Origin of the sequence: Salinicola sp. RZ23, from assembly GCF_003206675.1 — a bacterium.
Taxonomy (GTDB): Bacteria; Pseudomonadota; Gammaproteobacteria; order Pseudomonadales; family Halomonadaceae; genus Salinicola; species Salinicola endophyticus.
Window position 1 is genome coordinate 169875 of the sequence record NZ_PZJK01000009.1, and the last position, 16750, is coordinate 186624.

Genomic DNA, 16750 nt, shown 5'->3' on the forward strand with positions numbered 1-16750 from the left:
GGAACCGGGCATGAACGACGCGCAACGCGTTCTCCATTGGCAGGATCTGACCGGCCCGGAGCTGGCCGCACGGGTCGACGCGCACACGGTGGCGGTACTGCCGCTGGCGGCGATCGAGCAGCACGGGGCGCATCTGCCGCTCTCCACCGATCTGGATATCGGCCTGGGCCTGCTGGCGGCCGCGACATCTGAGCTCGAAAACCACGGGCTGGACAGCCCGGGCACGGTGGTGGTGCTGCCGCCGCTGGCGCTGGGGGCGAGTCTCGAACATACCGCCTTCTGCGGCACCCTGAGCCTGATGCCGGAGGCCGCGATCGGGGTGATCGAGGCACTGGGCGAGGCGGTGAGCCGGGCCGGTATCCGCCGTCTGGTGCTGTTCAACAGCCATGGTGGCAACAAGGCGGTGATCGATCTGGCCGCGCTCAAGTTGCGTGCTGCCCATGGCATGCTGGTGGTCAAGGCCAACTACTTTCGCTTTGCGCCGCCGGCCGAGGCGCTGCCCGCCGCCGAGCTGCGTCATGGTCTCCACGGTGGGGCGCTGGAGACCGCGATGATGCTGCATCTGGCACCCGGGAAGGTGCGCCGCGAGGCACTGACCAACGCGGTCTCCGAAGCCCAGCGCCAGGCCGATGCCGGCGCCCGGCTCGGCCCCGAGGGCGACGCCGGCTACGCCTGGATGGCCCAGGATCTCCACCCCAGCGGGGTCACCGGTGATGCGACGCTGGCCGATGCCGCCACTGGAAGCCGGCTGGTGGCCCACTTCGCGGCACGGCTGGCGGAGGTGATCGAGGTCGCCGCCGCGTTCGATCTCTCGACATTGCGCTAGGTGTCGTAACGCTCGGCAGGTGGGGCTGCGCGTGGTTCAGGACGCTGGCAGAGGGCGGAGCCGATGTCCGGCTCCGCCGCAGCGCGATGGCGTGGGGGGCGTGAAGCGAGGCGTTACTTGGTCACCGGGCGCTTGAACGGCGCCACTCGGGTCTCGCTCTCCTGGCCCAGCACCTCCTCCAGCCAGTGGCCGGCGCGCTTGGCCTTGGCATCGAGATAGCGCTGATTCTGCCGGGTCAGCTTGCCGTAGACGCCGCGCCGATTGACCACTTCGATGCCGCCCTGGGCCATGGCGTTGAGCTTCTCCGGATTGTTGGTGAGCAGCTCGATGCGCTGGATCTGGAGCTGTTCGAGCATCTCCAGGGCAACGCCGTAGGTGCGCTCGTCCTCGCCGAAGCCGAGCACCTGATCGGCATCCACGGTGTCGAGCCCGCCATCCTGTAGGGTGTAGGCGCGTAGCTTGTTGGCCAGGCCGATGCCGCGCCCCTCCTGGGCCAGATAGAGCAGCACGCCACCACCGCGCTCGTCGATCGCGCGCACGCTTTCGCGTAGCTGCTCCCCGCAGTCGCAGCGCAGGCTGCCGAACAGGTCGCCGGTGAGACAGGCCGAGTGCAGGCGTACCGGCACGGCGTCGTTCCAGGCTTGAGTGTCACCGATCAGAATGGCGATGTGCTCGCGCATGCCGTCGGCCTCGCGGAACATCACGAAGCGGCTCTCCTCGGCGTGGGAGAGGGGGATCTGTGCCTCGCTGGTGCGCTTGAGAAAGTGCGAGCGGTGCTCGGCGTAGGCATCGATCTGCTCGGCGGGCAGCGCCAGCACCGAGCCCTCGGCGACCAGCGCCTCGACCTGGGCGCGGCGTTCGACGGTGATCTCGGCCACCACCGCTGCAGGGATCAACAGGCCGATGCGCATCATCTCCAGCGCCGCCCGAGCGCCGGGTGAGGCAGGGGCCGGGCGGCTGTCGGCGGGCAGGCGCCCGTCCTCGGCACTGGCCCAGGCAATCACCTCCTCGGCGGTATCGGCGGCGTCGATCGGCAGTAGCGCCGCGGCAGCGTCGTTGTCGATACCCAGCCGTGCCAGGCGGTGGCGGGTCAGGGCCAGCGCCGGCTGGCTGCCGCTCAGCGCCTGCAGGGCAGCCAGCGCCTCGTCGTCACAGCCTTCCAGCGGATGCACCATGACATCGCTGCCGTCGGCCCTGACCAGTACCGGCAGGCCGCGTCTCAGGTCGAAAATCGCTCGTTCTACCTGTCGCATCTCATCTCTCCTTACGCATCATCCATGATTCAAGCCGGGTCTGTGGCATTACCGCCGGGCGTCGGCGCCCGCGGTAGGGTTTGCTAACCTTGAACGCGTGATCTCCGTGTCGCGCAGTGACGCCGGTGGCGTCCTTACCCCCCAGTCTGGCCGAGGAGTGCCCATGACCACCAGTTTCGAGAGCGCTGCGAACATCGATACGCCGCTCGCCTGGCGTTGGATTCGCGATATTGCCGCGGCGACGCGGCGGCAGCGCTTCGATGGCCGGATCGAACGAGACGGTGTGCGCCTCGAGGTCGATGCGGGTGGTGGCTGGCGCAGCGACGCTCGGGTGGACGCCGAGGCGGCGCAGCTGCTGTCGATCTGGCTGCCGTGGTGCGTCGCCGATCTCAGCCACGGTCCGCAGCTCATCGCTCAGCTCGGCCAGAGTCTGGATGGGCGCATCGCCACGGTGACCGGGGCCTCTCACTATGTCACCGGTCAGGCCAGCCTGGTCCATCTGCACCGCACCCGGGCGCTGGTGGATGCCGTGGTGGTGGGTGCCGGCACGGTGGAGGCCGATGACCCTCAACTGACGGTGCGCCATGTCGAGGGCGACAACCCGCTGCGCGTGGTGCTCGACCCGCGCGCCCGGGTCTGCGCGACGCGGGGTGTGTTCACCCGGGATCTGGCGCCGACCTGGCATCTGGTGGCCGCGGCGCGCGCCGAGCAGGCCGCTGCGGATAGGGCCCGCCAGGGCGCGAGCCATGTCTCGGTCAAGCCGTTGCAGGTCGATGCCGCGGGGGCAGATCCGGCCGACGTGGTGGCGCTGCTGGCCGAGGGCGGCTGCCGGCGCATTCTGGTCGAGGGCGGTGGGCTGACCATCTCGCGCTTCCTCGAGGCCGGTCAACTCGATCGGCTGCACAGCGTGGTGGCGCCGATGATCATCGGCTCCGGCCGGCCGGCGCTGACGCTGCCCGAGATCGAGACGCTGGATCGGGCGCTGCGTCCGGCTTGTCGCCACTTCACGCTGGGCGAGGACATGTTGTTCGATGTCGATCTGCGTCGTGGCGCGGCGACCTGAGGCCGGATGTGCCGGCCGGCTGCTGGCTTCTGAGGGCATCAGCCGATCTCCCTGTTGCCGGCGACGGCGGCCCGTTTGACGGCCCCGGGGCGGCGTCGCTCGGCCCAGTGGTCACGGGCGAGCACCAGGGCGCCGGGCAGGCTGCCGAGCAGAATCAGCAGGCCGTAGGTGATCGATAGCGTTACCCCTTCCTGGGCCGGCAGCCCGGCCAGCGGCCAGATCAGCGCGGCGGCGCCTTCGCGTAATCCCCAACCGGCCACGCTCAGCGGGATCGCCATCGCCAGCAGCAGCGGTGGGATCAGCGGCAGCAGCACGCCGAGCGAGCGTGGCAGCTCGAGGGCCCGGGCGGCGCAGAGGAATACGGCCACATAGGTGGCGACCACCAGCAGCGAACTCAGCAGTTGGCGCGGCCAGACGCGTGAACCCAGCAGCGCCTGGCGCAGATCCTGCCCCAGGCTTGCGAGGGCTCGGCTCAGGGCCGGGTGCCGGAGGCCGATCACCGCGACCAGTCCCAGCAGCGCGGCTGCGGCGATCGCCCATGGCCAGCCCGACTGCGCCGCGCTCAGGCTGGTGACGATGGCGTCGCGCAGTGGCGCTGCCGCCGCCAGGGGGATCAGGGCGACCAGCACCAGCGCGATCTGTCCCGAGGCGCGCTCGATGATCACCGCGCGAATCGCCGCGCCGCGCTGCCCCGCATCGGCCCGGCTGCCGTGGCGCCAGGCGCGGGTGGCATCGCCCATCACGCCGCCGGGCAGGATCTGATTGAGAAAGGTCGCCAGATAGTACTCGCGCAGGGCGCGGGGCCAGGGTAGGGCGATACCCACGTAGCGCGCGGTGAGACGCCAGCGCCAGGCGGAGATCACCACCTGGGGCAGGCTCAGGGCGATGCCCGCAGCGACCCATAGCGGCGACAGTGTGCCGAGGCGCGCCAGGATCTCGCCGGTGTTCAACTGCCAGGCGAGCGTGGCCAGCAGCGCCAGGGTGATACCCAGGCGCAGCAGAGCGGCGTGCCGGCGTCTCACGCTGGCCGATCCTGAGACGGTGCGACAGACGTTTCGAACGATGTGTCGAACGACATGCCCGGGGTCGACTCCGGTGGCAGGGCGAGCAGATCGCGATGGCCCAGGGTCAGCATCAGCCGGCCCGCGTCGAGTGCCGACAGGCGTGTCCGGTACCAGTTTTCGATGCGCGTGGCTTGCGCCGGTGCCTGCTCCAGCAGTGCCGTCCGCCAGCCCGCCATCAGGGCGTCGATCAGCGGCCAGGTCTCCCGGCCCAGGCGCCACGCCGAGGGCGCTTCGCGCAGATGATAGCCGTGGCGCAGGAACGCCTGCTTGAGATAGCTGGGGGCGAGGGTGCCGAGCGCTTCACCGACGCCCTTGTCGCGCTGCTGATGGGCGGCGAGGGTATCGAACACGAAGCGATCGTCGTTGTCTTCCAGGGTCATGCCGGCGCTGTCCTGGAAGTGGATCTCGCCATCTACACTGAGCGTGAACAGCACGGCACAGCCGAACTCGCGGCAGCGTGCGGCGAGGGCGTCGATCCACTCGGCAGAGACCAGATCGAACAGCGCCGAGGCCGTGATCAGGTCGGCGCCGTCCAGCGCGTCATCCAGCGCCTGTGCCAGCGTGGCCTCCTGAGTCGTCAGCTGGATCGGCTCCCCCGCGGCGCTGACGAGTTCATCGCAGCGGCTTCGTGCATGTTCCAGCAGGCTGGCGTCGTGGTCGACCAGCCGCCAGTGCTGGGGCGTGCGCAGGCGCGGTGCCAGATAGCGCAGGTTGGAGCCGCTGCCGCAGCCGAGATCGACCAGCGTGGCCGTGGAGTTGGCGAGCTGCGCCAGCCAGTGGTCGGCGGCGTGGGTCAACTGGGCGTCGCGGGCGCGGTGGTCGGCCGGCTCGCGCAGCGTCAGCCAGGCATCGCTGAAGTGCGCATCGGCGGTGAATGGCGTTGGTGTGCTCATGTGGTCTCCCGTGTCAGGGCTGCGGCGAAGGCGCGCGCGGCGCTGTCCCAGTCGCCCAGGGTGTCACGCAGCGCCCGCGCCCCGTCGCGGTAGCGCTGGTACCGCTCGGGGTCGCTCAGCAGCTTGGTCAGGGCCTCGCCCAGCGCCCGGCTGTCGCCCGGCGGCACCTTGATGCCGGCTTGCTCCGGCAGGGTGTGGGCCAGCGCCCCGCCGGTGGTGGTGACCACCGGCAGGCCGTGGGCCAGTGCTTCGGTGATGACCATGCCGTAGCCCTCGTAGTGCGAGGGCAGCACGAACAGCGTGGCGTCGCGGTAGTGCTCGCCCAGCGCCGTGCTGGGTTGGGCGCCGAGCAGTCGGATACGCTCCTCCAAACCGTGGCGGGCGATCGCCGCTCGCACCTGCGCGACATAGTCCGGGGCGCGGTCGAGATCGCCGATCAGGTCGCACTGCCAGGGCAGATGCGTCAGCTCGGCGAGGGCCTCGACCAGGACGTCCTGGCCCTTGCGTGGCGTCAGCGTGGCCACGCACAGCAGGCGCGGCTGGGTGAGATCGCCGTGGGCCAGCTCGCCCCGGATCACGCCGGGTTCGATCACCGCGATCTTGTTCGCGGGGACATCGAAGTCGGCGAGCCGTCGTGCGGTGTAGACGCTGGTGACGATCACCCGCTCGACCGCGGCCAGGCCGCGGGTCTCACTGATGCGAAAGCGCTGGCGCTCGGGCTCGCCGAGGCCGGTCTCGTCACACAGCGGATGATGGAGCAGGGCGGTGATCGACAGGCGTGAGGCGTGGCGCTCGACGATGGCCGGTAGCCCGCCCATGGCGAGACCGTCGATCACCACCCGGCTGCCATCGACCAGCGCGGTCAAGGCACTGTCCAGCGCATGTGAGGCAACCGCGTCGGGTTCGGGGAAGCGCCCCTCCAGGCCGACCACGGTGACCGCCCAGCCCTGACTACGCAGCGCCTCGACGATACGCGCGTCGTAGAGGTAGCCGCCGGTGAGCTGCTGCGGGTCACCAGCGACGATCAGCGTGAGATCGCTCATAGGCCGCCTTCGTAGCTGGCCCAGGCGATGTGCGACTCGTGCAGGGTGACCGCGAGCGCGGTGAGATGGCGGCCGCCTTCGCCCAGCTCGCCGTCGCGGATCGACTGGGCCAGGCGGTCGAACACCACCTTGGCCATGAACTCGGTGGTGGTGTTGCGCCCCTTGAACTCGTCGACGTCATCGAGATTGCTGAGTGTGAACTCGGCCAGAATCCGCTTGAGGGTGTCGCTGGCGAGCCCGATGTCGACCACCAGGTCGTCGTGATCCAGCTCCGGGCGCTTGAAGGTGACGTCGACCACGTAGGTGGCGCCGTGCAGCTTCTGCGCCGGGCCGAAGGTCTCGCTGTTGAAGCTGTGGGCGATCATCATATGATCGCGGACGGTCAGGCTGAACATTCCTTGTCTCCTTGAGCCGGGGCGGCGTTGCGATACGCGGCCGGCGGCGGTGTGATGGCGTTCTGGAGAGCGCTTTGCGCTGCGCTCAGGCGTAGCGGATGCGTTCGCACAGGGTGGCGTCGTCGCCCTGGCTGAGCCGTGCCAGGGTCTGCGGCAGATCGCGGAAGTGGCTCTCGCCACTGATCAGCACATCCAGGCACTCATCGTTGAGCAGCGAGAGCGCCAGTGACAGGCGGCGCTTGTGGTTCCAGCGCGCACGGTGACTGGGCGAGACGCTGCCCACCTGGCTCGAACGCAGCGTCAGGCGGCGGGCGTGGAAGGCTTCGCCCAGCGGTAGATTCACTTCGCGACTGCCGTACCAGCTGAGCTCGACCACGCTCGCCTCGAAGCCGGCGACCTTGAGTGCGGTCTGCAATCCGGCACCCGAGGCGCTGGCGTGGATCACCAGATCGCGCTCGCCGGCGGCGTTGTCCGGGGTGACGAACTCGACGCCCAGCGCGCTGCCCAGGAAGCGCTTGCGCTCGTCGATGTCGATCAGCTGTACCTGGGCGCCGGGCAGCTTGGCACAGAGCCAGGCGACCAGGGCGCCGACCACGCCGGCACCGACCACGCTGATGCGGTCGCCCGCGGCGGGCGCGGCATCCCACATGGCGTTGAGCGCGGTCTCCATATTGGCGCCCAGCACCGCCCGCTCCGGCGGCACGTCCTCGGGCAGGCGTACCACGTCACTGGCGGCGACACGGTAGTGGGTCTGATGCGGATAGAGACAGTAGACATGGCGCCCGTGCCAGTCGTGGGCGCCCTGCTCGACTATGCCGACATTGGAGTAGCCGTACTTCACCGGCCCGGGAAAGTCGCCGCTCTGAAAGGGGGCGCGCATGCGCGAGTATTCGCTCGGCGGCACCTGACCATTGAACACGAGGGTCTCGCTGCCCCGGCTGATCGCGCTGTAGCAGGTGCGCACCATCAGTTCGCCATCTTCGTTCAGGTCGGCCTGGCTGATCTCGCCGCTGCCGTCGCCGAGCGACCAGAAGGCGTGTGCGTAGGGCATCGTCATAAAGCGTCTCTCTGTAGCCGGCTGTCGCCGCGGCCAGGTCGGGGCGCTGTACTCGCCTGGCCCGGCATTCTGTTCAATAATTTCTAATGTTTGTCAGATCTGCCCAGTGTCATCCGGCGCAGGCACTGGCCGCGCGCGATCTGGCTGGTGAGATCAGGCCACGATCCCGGGTGCGCGGTGCGAATGGGCCACTCTGACGCGACACCATGCACAGGAGTATGGCAGAGCGTGGCAGTTTGTCAGTTATACAATGGCTATACATGATTTTTGATAGATATCGGTTTTGGTGGCTGGCGACGCCTGACCTGCGCTGCACCATCGCCGCTGGGGTATCATCGCGGGCCGCATGGCGTGGACCAGTGGCGGGGTAACGCTGACGCATCCAGACTTGTACGGCCGACGTATGGATCGAGAGTGACAGGGAAGACGAGAAGAAGAAGGAGATGCATCATGGCGGACGGACCGGGACGTGCGAGTACGCTGCGCCGGCGGGGGTGTTGGGGGTGGGTCGATCTGGGCGCCGGTCTGGCGCTGGTGGCGCTGCTGGTGGAGTGGGTGCACTGGGCGTTTTCCGCCCCGGGCGGGCTGCGGCTGACCGCCGGTGGGGTCTACGTCGCCATCGCCACGGCGGTGCTGTGGGCGTGGCCAGCAGCGCGCCAGGGGATCGGCTGGGCCAATCGCATCACCCTGCTGCGCGCGGTGTTCATCGCGCTGGTTGCCGGGCTGATCGCCTATCCTGCCTTCATTCAGCGGCACGCCGAGGGGATCGCCGCGCTGGCCCTGCTGGCGCTGCTGCTCGACGGCATCGACGGCTGGGTGGCGCGCCACACGCACTCGGCGACGCGCTTCGGGGCGCGCTTCGACATGGAGCTCGACGCCTTCTTCATCGTGGTGCTGTGCGCGGCGCTGGTGGCGCTGGACAAGGTGGGCAGCTGGGTGCTGGTCATCGGCCTGGCCCGCTACGCCTTCGTCGGTGCGGGTCTCTACTGGCCCTGGCTGCACCGCGAACTGCCGGTGAGCTATCTGCGCAAGACGATCTGCGTGTGGCAGGTGGCGACGCTGCTGGTTTGCCTGCTCCCGCTGGTGACATCTTCCTGGGCGGTGGCGCTGACGGCGCTGGCGGCGGCGCTGCTGGTGCTCTCCTTTGGCCGTGATCTGGTGTGGTTGTGGCGGCGGCGACGGGCGCCGCTGCGAGATAGCGTGTTTTAATCCACCAGTGTTTTTCTTTTGATCCACCAGTGTTCTTCGGTCGCCCTGGCGATACTCGTCTCGCCGGGCGTCTCGCTTCAGGATCATGCTCGATCACGACGGACTCTCGTGACCGGCCTTCGGGGCGGCTCAGGCAAGTTTCCCTCAGGTAAGGATGGTTATGGTGCAGGCAGCATTCACGCTCGGCGGCGAGCTTATCGAACCCGGTACCCGGCGGCAGGTGGATCTGCCGGCCGCCAAACTCTATACCCATGCGCCTCTGCACATCCCGGTGGAGATCGTTCACGGCCGGCAGCCCGGGCCGATTCTGCTGGTGTGCGGAGCGATCCATGGCGATGAACTCAACGGCGTCGAAATCGTGCGCCGGCTGCTCAAACTGCCGGCACTATCGCGTCTGCGCGGGACGCTGATCGCGGTCCCCGTGGTCAATGTCTTCGGTTTCGTGCAGCAGTCGCGCTATCTGCCCGATCGCCGCGATCTCAACCGCTGTTTCCCGGGTAGCGAGAGTGGCTCACTGGGCTCAAGGATCGCGGCGCTGCTGCGCGAAGAGCTGGTCGACCGCGCCACCCATATCATCGATCTGCACACCGGGGCGATCCATCGTACCAACCTGCCGCAGATTCGTTCCCAACTGCGTCGCAATGCAGAGACCCAGGCCATGGCCGAGGCCTTCGGCGTGCCGGTGATACTCAATGCCGAGCTGCGTGAGGGGAGCCTGCGCGAGTACGCCCAGAACCGCGGCGTGCCAGTGCTGACCTACGAAGCGGGGGAGGCGCTGCGTTTCGATGAGTGGGCGATCGCCCCTGGCGTGCGCGGTATTCGGCGGGTGATGCGGCTGATCGGCATGCTGCCGGCCGACGGGCGGCGGCGCACGCCGCCGGCGGCCGAGGTCGCCAACGGCTCGAGCTGGGCACGGGCACCGATCGACGGCATCCTGCGCCCGCGGGCGCGGCTGGGGGCGCGGGTCGCCAAGGGGGAAGTGCTCGGGGTGGTCGCCGATCCTTTCGGCCATGACGAAGCACAGGTAGTGGCGAGCGCCGACGGTATCGTCATCGGCATGAGCAATCTACCGCTGGCCAACGAGGGCGAAGCACTTTTCCACGTGGCGCGCTACGAGGAGATCGACGAAGTCGAGAGTGCGGTGGAGAGCTTTCAGTCGCGCTTCGATACCCCCGGCGCCTGAGCGTGGCTCAGGCGCTTTCGGCCAGACGGCCCTCGTCGACCAGACCCAGGGCGTCGTCGTAGACCGCGATGCCGGCGCCGTCGCGATGGGCGTGCTCGGAGAGGTGGCGGCGGAAGCGCCGCCCGCCAGGGCAGCCCTGGAACAGCCCCAGCAGATGGCGCGTGACGTGGTTGAGTCGCGCCCCCTCGGCCAGGCGTTCGATGATGTAGGGGCGGAAGGCGCGCGCCGCCGCGTGACGGCTGGCGGCTGGCCCGGGGCTCTGATAGAGCGCCTGGTCGACCGCCGCCAGCAGCCACGGATTCTGGTACGCCTCGCGGCCGATCATCACGCTGTCGACCCCCTCGGCGAGGTGAGCATGGCAGCTCTCCAGGCTCTTGATGCCGCCGTTGATCCCGATGTGCAGCTCCGGATGCTGCGCCTTGAGACGATGCACCCGGGCATAGTTGAGCGGCGGGACATCGCGGTTCTCCTTGGGCGAGAGACCCTGGAGCCAGGCCTTGCGGGCGTGGATCACGAAGGTCTCGCAGCCCGCCGCCGCCACCTGCTCGACGAAGCGCTCCAGATCGGCATCCTCGTCCTGCTCGTCGATGCCGATACGACACTTCACCGTCACCGGAATCGAGACCACTGCGCGCATGGCGGCCACAGCGCGCGCCACCTTATCGGGGTGGCCCATCAGACAGGCGCCGATCAGGTTGTTCTGCACCCGATCGCTGGGGCAGCCGACATTGAGATTGACCTCATCGTAGCCCCAGTCCTGGGCAATCTCGGCACACGCCGCCAGCTCGCCGGGATCGCTGCCGCCGAGCTGTAGCGCCAGCGGATGCTCGCACTCGCTGTAACCCAGAAAGCGCTCGCGCGGCGAACCGTGGAGCAGCGCCCCGGTAGTGACCATCTCGGTGTAGAGCAGCGTGCGCCGGGTCAGGCAGCGCGCGAAGGCGCGATAATCGCGCGTGGTCCAATCCATCATGGGCGCCACAGAAAAACGACGAGCTTGGTCTGCTGGGCTTTGAGTCGGCATATCAGTCACTTGCGTTACGCGATGCTGTTTAAATATACACCATCTGATGCCATGGAATTCCGCCGATAACTGGGCTCACTGTACCGTATTGGTACCCGGTGCCCTTGATCTCCCTTCGAGCGAGCGAGGCGGTACACCATGGCGTCATTTCAGCGGCGTGGCACGGGGTGGCGCGCCATTGTACGGAAGACGGGCCACCCTTCACAGAGCAAGACTTTTTCGACCAAGATGCTCCCCCAGCATGGCCTGAGCAGGCAAAGGGGCGCTCCGGAATCGGCCAGCCGGAGTGCGCCGACGCAGGAGGCGTGTTTTCAGCATGACCCCGGCAGTATCGAGCAACGCGAGCGGATGGGGTGACTTGTACGCTGGAGGTGGTTGATCGATGGGGCCGATGCCCCATGGCCTCACTGCCGACATTCACCCACGACATGCCGATTCGCGCGGCACGACGACCAGGAAGTTCATCATGAGCGACATCATCTGGCCCGAGGGTTTCGTCCCCGGGTTCACCGACAATTTCTGTTCCAATGAAGTCATCGTCGAGGGGGTGTCCGCGGCGGACATCTGGCCGCTGCTGGTGATGCCATCGCGGTGGCCCACGTACTACAGCAACGCGGCCGATGTGAAGATCTACGAGGATGCGGGCCCGGCGCTGGATGCGGGCGTGCGATTCTTCTTCACGACTTTCGGGTTTCCCATCGAGGGGCGCTGCCTCGAGTGTGTGCCGCCGATCCCAGGGCAGCCGGCCAGAATTGCTTGGCATGGCTGGAGTGGTGAGGAGGGTGCCTCGGACCGTATGGATGTCCACCATGCCTGGCTGATCGAGGATCTCTCGGCGAATCGCGTCAGAATTCTCACCCAAGAGACCCAGAATGGGGAGCCGGCGAAGGACTTGGCGCGCCAGGTTCCCAATCCGATGATCAATGGGCATCAGGAGTGGCTGGATGGGCTGGTGGCGACCGCGAGTGCGGCCACCCAGCGATGAGGGTCGGCTGGCACGGCGGCGTGTCCGTGCCCGGCAACTGGCCGGCTGATCGGTCTTCAGCTGTACCTCTGAAAGACGCCTCCGCGGTTGCGGAGGCGTCTGTTGGTTTTTGAGCCCATATCGGCTTGCCCTAGGCCGAATGCTTCATGCCTGCTCTGGTTCGTTCCTTTTCTCCAGCCGCTGCCCCGCCGGGTTGACTTTGGGGGTTCAGCAGAAGAAAAGTGGCATCGAGGCACTGCCCGCGTGCTGCCGGTGTGTCGACCAGGGCATGACTGCGGCTAATGTGTGGTCCAGCTCGAGACGGCGTTTGAGCGTCCGGTTCTCTGCCATCAGCGCCGACAGCCGGGCCTCGGCAGTGTCTTGTCTGTCGAGTGCTTCACCGAGCAGGGCGTTGGAGGCCGAGAGGCGTGTCTCCAGTATCCGCTTGGTGCGTTGATGTGCCAGCCGCTCTTCGGCGAGTGTGGCCTGCAGCGCCTCGAGCTCGGTCAGGTATTCTTCTGTGTTCATGTTGTACTCCCCCGCGTCCTTGGGTGGCTCGCTGATTTTCTAAGTATACCTCGGATTATACCGCGAGTATTGCCGTTTGTGAGGAGAGTTGACAAAGGTTCACGTTTTGGCGCCTGCACCTGGACGATGAAAGTTAGAGGGGTAAAGGCTAGAGGGGGAAAGGTTAGAGTCGTTCACTCGGACGGGTGAGGTGCCGTGCGTCCTGCGACAAGGGTTGAACTATGTGGGCAAGAGGTCGTGCTTCGGGAAGGGGATGGGCAGACTGGGGATTATGGTGCCCGGAGCCGGGCTCGAACCGGCACGGTGTTGCCACCGAGGGATTTTAAGTCCCTTGCGTCTACCAATTTCGCCATCCGGGCCGACGACGTAGGGAGATACAGGAGGTCAACAAACCGAAGGGGTCTGAAGCTCGGGAAGTGGAGGCTGGAGTCGGAATCGAACCGGCGTACACGGAGTTGCAGTCCGCTGCATAACCACTCTGCCATCCAGCCTTACAGATTCGGAAGGGACGCATCTGTTCCGAAAAATCGAGTCATGGCGCGGGAAAGGAGATCGATCGGACCGGCGTTCCGGCTCACGACCCTCGATCCTGCTGACAACTCTACGAGTTATGGAGCGGGAAAGGAGATTCGAACTCCCGACCCTCGCCTTGGCAAGGCGATGCTCTACCACTGAGCTATTCCCGCTCAACTCGCCGACGTATTATAAGGATAAGTCCGTAACTGTCAAACGCTTATGGATTTTTTGTTCACATCGAGCGCGTCAGCTCGGGCCAGGCCGCACGCAGATACTGCATCATCGACCACAGTGTGAGCACGGCGGCGGCGTAGAGCAGTACCACGCCGAGGGTGGCGATGTGGGTCTCGGGGGGGAAGCCGAGCAGCAGCACCAGCGCGATCATCTGCAGTGTGGTCTTGGACTTGCCGATCCAGGAGACCGCCACGCGCTTGCGCTGGCCGATCTCGGCCATCCACTCGCGCAGCGCCGAGATGACGATCTCGCGACCGATGATGACCAGGGCCGGCAGCGTCAGCCAGAAGACTTCGTAGCGCTCGATCAACAGGGCCAGGGCGACGCCGACCATCACCTTGTCGGCGACCGGATCGAGGAAGGCGCCGAACGGTGTGCTCTGGTCCCAGCGCCGGGCCAGGTAGCCATCCAGCCAGTCGGTGATCGCAGCCAGCCCGAACAGGCCGGCAGTCACCGGCAGGCTCCAGCTGTAGGGCAGGTAGAACAGCACCACCAGCAGCGGTATGAACACGATTCTTGCCAGAGTGAGCATGTTGGGGATGTTCATCGAGCCGCTAGCATCCTTGCTTGAGGTAAAGGTGGGGGCAGTTTACGCCGCTCGGCAACGCTCATCCATGTAGAGCCTGGTGAATGGTCGTCGCCATCTGTTCATTGATCCCCGGCACGCGTGCCAGATCGTCGCGGGTGGCCTTGCGGACGCCCTGCAGACCGCCGAAGAAGCGTAGCAGCTCGCGGCGGCGTTTGGGCCCGACACCGGGAATGTCCTGCAGCGACGAGGTGCGGCGCTGCTTGTCACGGCGTTGGCGGTGCCCGGTGATGGCGAAGCGGTGGGCTTCGTCACGGATATGCTGGAGCAGGTGCAGCGCCGGCGAGCTGGTGTCGAGATCGAGAGTGCGGTCGACAGTCTCGATGAACAGGGTCTCCAGCCCGGCCTTGCGGGTGGTGCCCTTGGCCACCCCGATCAGGCTGACGCCGATGACGTCGAGCTCGGCGATCACTTCCCGCGCCATGTTGAGCTGGCCCTTGCCACCGTCGACGATCAGGATGTCCGGCAGCTTGCCTTCGCCTTTCTGCAGTCGCTTGAAGCGCCGGGTGAGCGCCTGGCGCATGGCGGCGTAGTCGTCGCCCGCGGCCACACCCTCGATGTTGAAGCGGCGATAGTCCGACTTGACCGGGCCGTCCCCGTCGAACACCACGCAGGAGGCGACCGTGGCCTCGCCGTGGCTGTGACTGATATCGAAGCACTCCAGCCGGGCCGGCGGGCTATCCAGCGACAGCGCCTCGCGCAGTGACTCGAAGCGCCGGCTGAGCTGGCTGCGGTTGGCCAACTGCGTCGCCAGATGCTGCTCGGCGTTGGTCAGCGCCAGGCGCTGCCACTGGGCACGATGGCCGCGGACCTGAGCGGTGACGCGTACGCGGCGTCCGGCGCGCTCGCTCAGGGCACTCTGCACCAGCTCGCTGTCGGTCAGCGCATGGGAGGTGATGACCTCCTGCGGAATCTCTTTCGACTGCCCCAGATAGAACTGGCTGACGAACTCGCTCATGAGATCTTCGGTGCCCAGGTCGAGACCGTTCTGGGGCTGGTGATGGCGTGCGCCGAGCATGCGGCCCTGGCGGATCGCCAGCACACTGATGCAGAGCCCGCCCGGCTGCTGGGCCAGGGCGAAGACATCGGCATCGCCGTCGGCATTGTCGACGAACTGCTTCTGCTGCAGCCGCCGCAGCTGCTGGATCTGATCGCGCAGCCGCGCGGCCTCCTCGAAATCCAGGCTCTGGCTCGCCTGCTCCATGGCGTCGGTCAACTGCTGAGTGACCTGCTCGCTGCGCCCCTCGAGACACATCACCGCGTGTTCGATGTCGCGCTGGTAGTCCGCCTGGCTGATGAAGTCGACGCAGGGCGCGCTGCAGCGCTTGATCTGATACTGCAGGCAGGGGCGCTGGCGATGGGCGAAGACGCTGTCCTCGCAGTTGCGAATGCGGAAGATCTTCTGCATCAGCGACAGGCTCTCGCGTACGGCGGTTGCGCTGGGGTAGGGGCCCAGATAGCGCCCGTCGGCACGCTTCTGGCGGGCGCGCTTGAACTCCAGTGCCGGATAGGGGTGGCGGTCGGTGACGAAGACGTAGGGGTAGGATTTGTCGTCGCGCAGCAGGATGTTGTAGGGCGGCCGCAGCTCCTTGATCAGCGTCTGCTCGAGCAGCAGCGCTTCCGTCTCGCTGCGGGTGATGGTCACCTGAACGTCCTGGATGCGTGCCACCAGCGCCTGGGTCTTGGTGTTCAGCGCACCGCGGAAGTAGCTGGCCAGGCGCGCCTTGAGACGCTTCGCCTTGCCGACGTAGAGCACGTTGGCCTGGGCGTCGAGCATGCGGTACACGCCGGGCGACTCGGAGACGGATTTGAGAAAGTGCTTGGCATCGAAGGGTGCCGGGGAATCGCTGGGGCTATCACTCATGCCGGGAGTATATCAAAAACCCGCCGGGGCGCCGCGACCCGGGCCGCGGTGCATCAATGCGTGTCGAAGCCGTCGACCAGGCCGTGCTTGAGGCCCAGGTGGGTGAGTTCGACGTCGGATTGCACCTTGAGCTTGTCGAAGATGCGGTAGCGGTAGGTATTGACCGTCTTGGAGCTGAGCCCGAGCTGCTGGGAGATCAGGCTGACGCGCTGGCAGTTGATGATCATCAGTGCGATCTGCAGCTCGCGGTGGGAGAGCTGATCGAACGGGTTGCCTTCGCCTTCGCGACGAGCCAGCACCACGCGCTGGGCGATATCGGGACTGATGAAACGCTCGCCTGCAGCGACCCGTCTGACCGCTTCGATCATCTGGTCGAGCGGCGTGCCCTTGCTGATGAATCCGGCCACGCCGGCATCGATCAGACGCTGTGCAGTGGTCTCCTCGACCTGGCCGGTCAGCACCACGATGCTCACCTGGGGCTGTTCGCGGAGGAGTTTGAGAATCGCCTCGAGCCCGCCCATGCCGGGCATGCGAATATCCATCAGCGCGATGTCGGGTAGCCGGGTACGGCAGGCGCTCAGCGCTGCTTCGCCGCTATCGACCTCGGCGACGATCTCGATGTCGGACTCTTCGTCCAGTACGCGGGCGATACTGGTGCGAACCAGATGATGATCATCGGCTAGCAATACCTTGATCAAGATGACTCCTGCCCTCTGCCCTCACGTGTCGGCCGGATCAGCGACCGCATGGGTGCTGCCGGTGTATCCGCAGCGGTCGCGTCGTCGACCCCTGGTCGATCGCGCCCCCGCGCCTGTTGCGCCCGCATGTTAACAGACCCGATTCGCCGAGTTGACAAGAATCTTGCCACCGGCAAATCCCGCGGGGAGCACAACGGCGGGGTGCTGTCGGGGCCTGGTGGTGAAAGCGCACGACGGAAAGTGGTTTATGGAAAGCCAGCCGGTGAAGGGGGAGTATCAGAAGGCAGTAGGGAAGGAGTATCAGAAGGCAGGAGAGGAAGAAGAGGTGCCGACGCCGGCGTCTTGGCCCACTC

At 66.8% G+C, this 16750-nt stretch carries 16 protein-coding genes and 3 tRNA genes; 5 read left to right on the forward strand and 14 right to left on the reverse strand.

From position 1 onward, the window contains the following. The first annotated feature begins 10 nt into the window (after positions 1 to 10). Entirely contained in the window at positions 11 to 826 is an 816-nt protein-coding gene (locus DOM67_RS10025; RefSeq protein ID WP_110675502.1) for a creatininase family protein, read from the forward strand. Positions 827 to 939: 113 nt separating this feature from the next. On the opposite strand, the gene ribA is transcribed toward DOM67_RS10025, so the two are convergent. Next, entirely contained in the window at positions 940 to 2079 is a 1140-nt protein-coding gene (gene ribA / locus DOM67_RS10030; protein WP_110675503.1) for a GTP cyclohydrolase II RibA, read from the reverse strand. Between the two features lie 163 nt (positions 2080 to 2242). Between ribA and DOM67_RS10035 the strand changes: the two genes are divergently transcribed. Then, positions 2243 to 3142: a RibD family protein gene (locus tag DOM67_RS10035; protein WP_110675504.1), complete on the forward strand. Its 900-nt coding sequence runs from the start codon at positions 2243 to 2245 to the stop codon at positions 3140 to 3142. Between the two features lie 38 nt (positions 3143 to 3180). On the opposite strand, the gene DOM67_RS10040 is transcribed toward DOM67_RS10035, so the two are convergent. The 5 genes from DOM67_RS10040 to DOM67_RS10060 all read right to left on the reverse strand — a co-directional run bounded on the left by DOM67_RS10040 (position 3181) and on the right by DOM67_RS10060 (position 7594). Further along, a complete protein-coding gene (locus tag DOM67_RS10040) occupies positions 3181 to 4164 on the reverse strand; it encodes a lysylphosphatidylglycerol synthase transmembrane domain-containing protein (RefSeq protein WP_157958836.1) in 984 nt (327 codons plus the stop codon). After that, a complete protein-coding gene (locus DOM67_RS10045) occupies positions 4161 to 5099 on the reverse strand; it encodes a class I SAM-dependent methyltransferase (RefSeq protein WP_110675506.1) in 939 nt (312 codons plus the stop codon). Before DOM67_RS10045 ends, DOM67_RS10040 begins: the two co-directional genes overlap by 4 nt. Continuing rightward, the gene (locus tag DOM67_RS10050; RefSeq protein WP_110675507.1) at positions 5096 to 6142 is read right to left on the reverse strand and encodes a glycosyltransferase family 4 protein; all 1047 of its coding nucleotides are present in this window, start codon (positions 6140 to 6142) and stop codon (positions 5096 to 5098) included. Before DOM67_RS10050 ends, DOM67_RS10045 begins: the two co-directional genes overlap by 4 nt. After that, a complete protein-coding gene (locus DOM67_RS10055) occupies positions 6139 to 6537 on the reverse strand; it encodes a 6-carboxytetrahydropterin synthase (protein ID WP_110675508.1) in 399 nt (132 codons plus the stop codon). The genes DOM67_RS10050 and DOM67_RS10055 overlap by 4 nt, the downstream gene beginning before the upstream one ends. A gap of 85 nt (positions 6538 to 6622) precedes the next feature. After that, on the reverse strand, positions 6623 to 7594 hold the full coding sequence (locus DOM67_RS10060) for a zinc-binding alcohol dehydrogenase (protein WP_198651778.1): 972 nt from the start codon (positions 7592 to 7594) through the stop codon (positions 6623 to 6625). 450 nt (positions 7595 to 8044) lie between these two features. On the opposite strand from DOM67_RS10060, the gene DOM67_RS10065 reads away from it, so the two are divergent. Both DOM67_RS10065 and DOM67_RS10070 read left to right on the forward strand, forming a co-directional pair. Beyond that, the gene (locus DOM67_RS10065) at positions 8045 to 8803 is read left to right on the forward strand and encodes a CDP-alcohol phosphatidyltransferase family protein (protein ID WP_110675509.1); all 759 of its coding nucleotides are present in this window, start codon (positions 8045 to 8047) and stop codon (positions 8801 to 8803) included. Positions 8804 to 8963: 160 nt separating this feature from the next. After that, the gene (locus tag DOM67_RS10070) at positions 8964 to 9986 is read left to right on the forward strand and encodes a succinylglutamate desuccinylase/aspartoacylase family protein (RefSeq protein WP_110675510.1); all 1023 of its coding nucleotides are present in this window, start codon (positions 8964 to 8966) and stop codon (positions 9984 to 9986) included. Between the two features lie 7 nt (positions 9987 to 9993). On the opposite strand, the gene dusA is transcribed toward DOM67_RS10070, so the two are convergent. Then, positions 9994 to 11007 (reverse strand): tRNA dihydrouridine(20/20a) synthase DusA, encoded by a 1014-nt coding sequence (gene dusA / locus DOM67_RS10075; protein ID WP_110675511.1) that lies wholly within the window; start codon positions 11005 to 11007, stop codon positions 9994 to 9996. A 466-nt stretch (positions 11008 to 11473) separates the two neighbouring features. On the opposite strand from dusA, the gene DOM67_RS10080 reads away from it, so the two are divergent. Beyond that, positions 11474 to 11992 (forward strand): SRPBCC domain-containing protein, encoded by a 519-nt coding sequence (locus DOM67_RS10080; RefSeq protein ID WP_110675512.1) that lies wholly within the window; start codon positions 11474 to 11476, stop codon positions 11990 to 11992. A 207-nt stretch (positions 11993 to 12199) separates the two neighbouring features. On the opposite strand, the gene DOM67_RS10085 is transcribed toward DOM67_RS10080, so the two are convergent. The 7 genes from DOM67_RS10085 to DOM67_RS10115 all read right to left on the reverse strand — a co-directional run bounded on the left by DOM67_RS10085 (position 12200) and on the right by DOM67_RS10115 (position 16397). Beyond that, entirely contained in the window at positions 12200 to 12499 is a 300-nt protein-coding gene (locus DOM67_RS10085) for a hypothetical protein (protein WP_110675513.1), read from the reverse strand. A 272-nt stretch (positions 12500 to 12771) separates the two neighbouring features. Then, a tRNA-Leu gene (locus tag DOM67_RS10090) sits at positions 12772 to 12858 on the reverse strand. A gap of 58 nt (positions 12859 to 12916) precedes the next feature. Next, positions 12917 to 12990: transfer RNA gene (locus DOM67_RS10095), tRNA-Cys, on the reverse strand. A 120-nt stretch (positions 12991 to 13110) separates the two neighbouring features. Further along, positions 13111 to 13185: transfer RNA gene (locus tag DOM67_RS10100), tRNA-Gly, on the reverse strand. A gap of 62 nt (positions 13186 to 13247) precedes the next feature. Then, positions 13248 to 13796, reverse strand: a complete 549-nt coding sequence (gene pgsA, locus DOM67_RS10105; RefSeq protein ID WP_110675514.1) for a CDP-diacylglycerol--glycerol-3-phosphate 3-phosphatidyltransferase — start codon at positions 13794 to 13796, stop codon at positions 13248 to 13250. Positions 13797 to 13857: 61 nt separating this feature from the next. Beyond that, entirely contained in the window at positions 13858 to 15699 is a 1842-nt protein-coding gene (gene uvrC, locus DOM67_RS10110; RefSeq protein ID WP_110675515.1) for an excinuclease ABC subunit UvrC, read from the reverse strand. Between the two features lie 53 nt (positions 15700 to 15752). Then, positions 15753 to 16397, reverse strand: a complete 645-nt coding sequence (locus DOM67_RS10115; protein ID WP_110675516.1) for a response regulator — start codon at positions 16395 to 16397, stop codon at positions 15753 to 15755. Positions 16398 to 16750 lie beyond the last annotated feature (353 nt).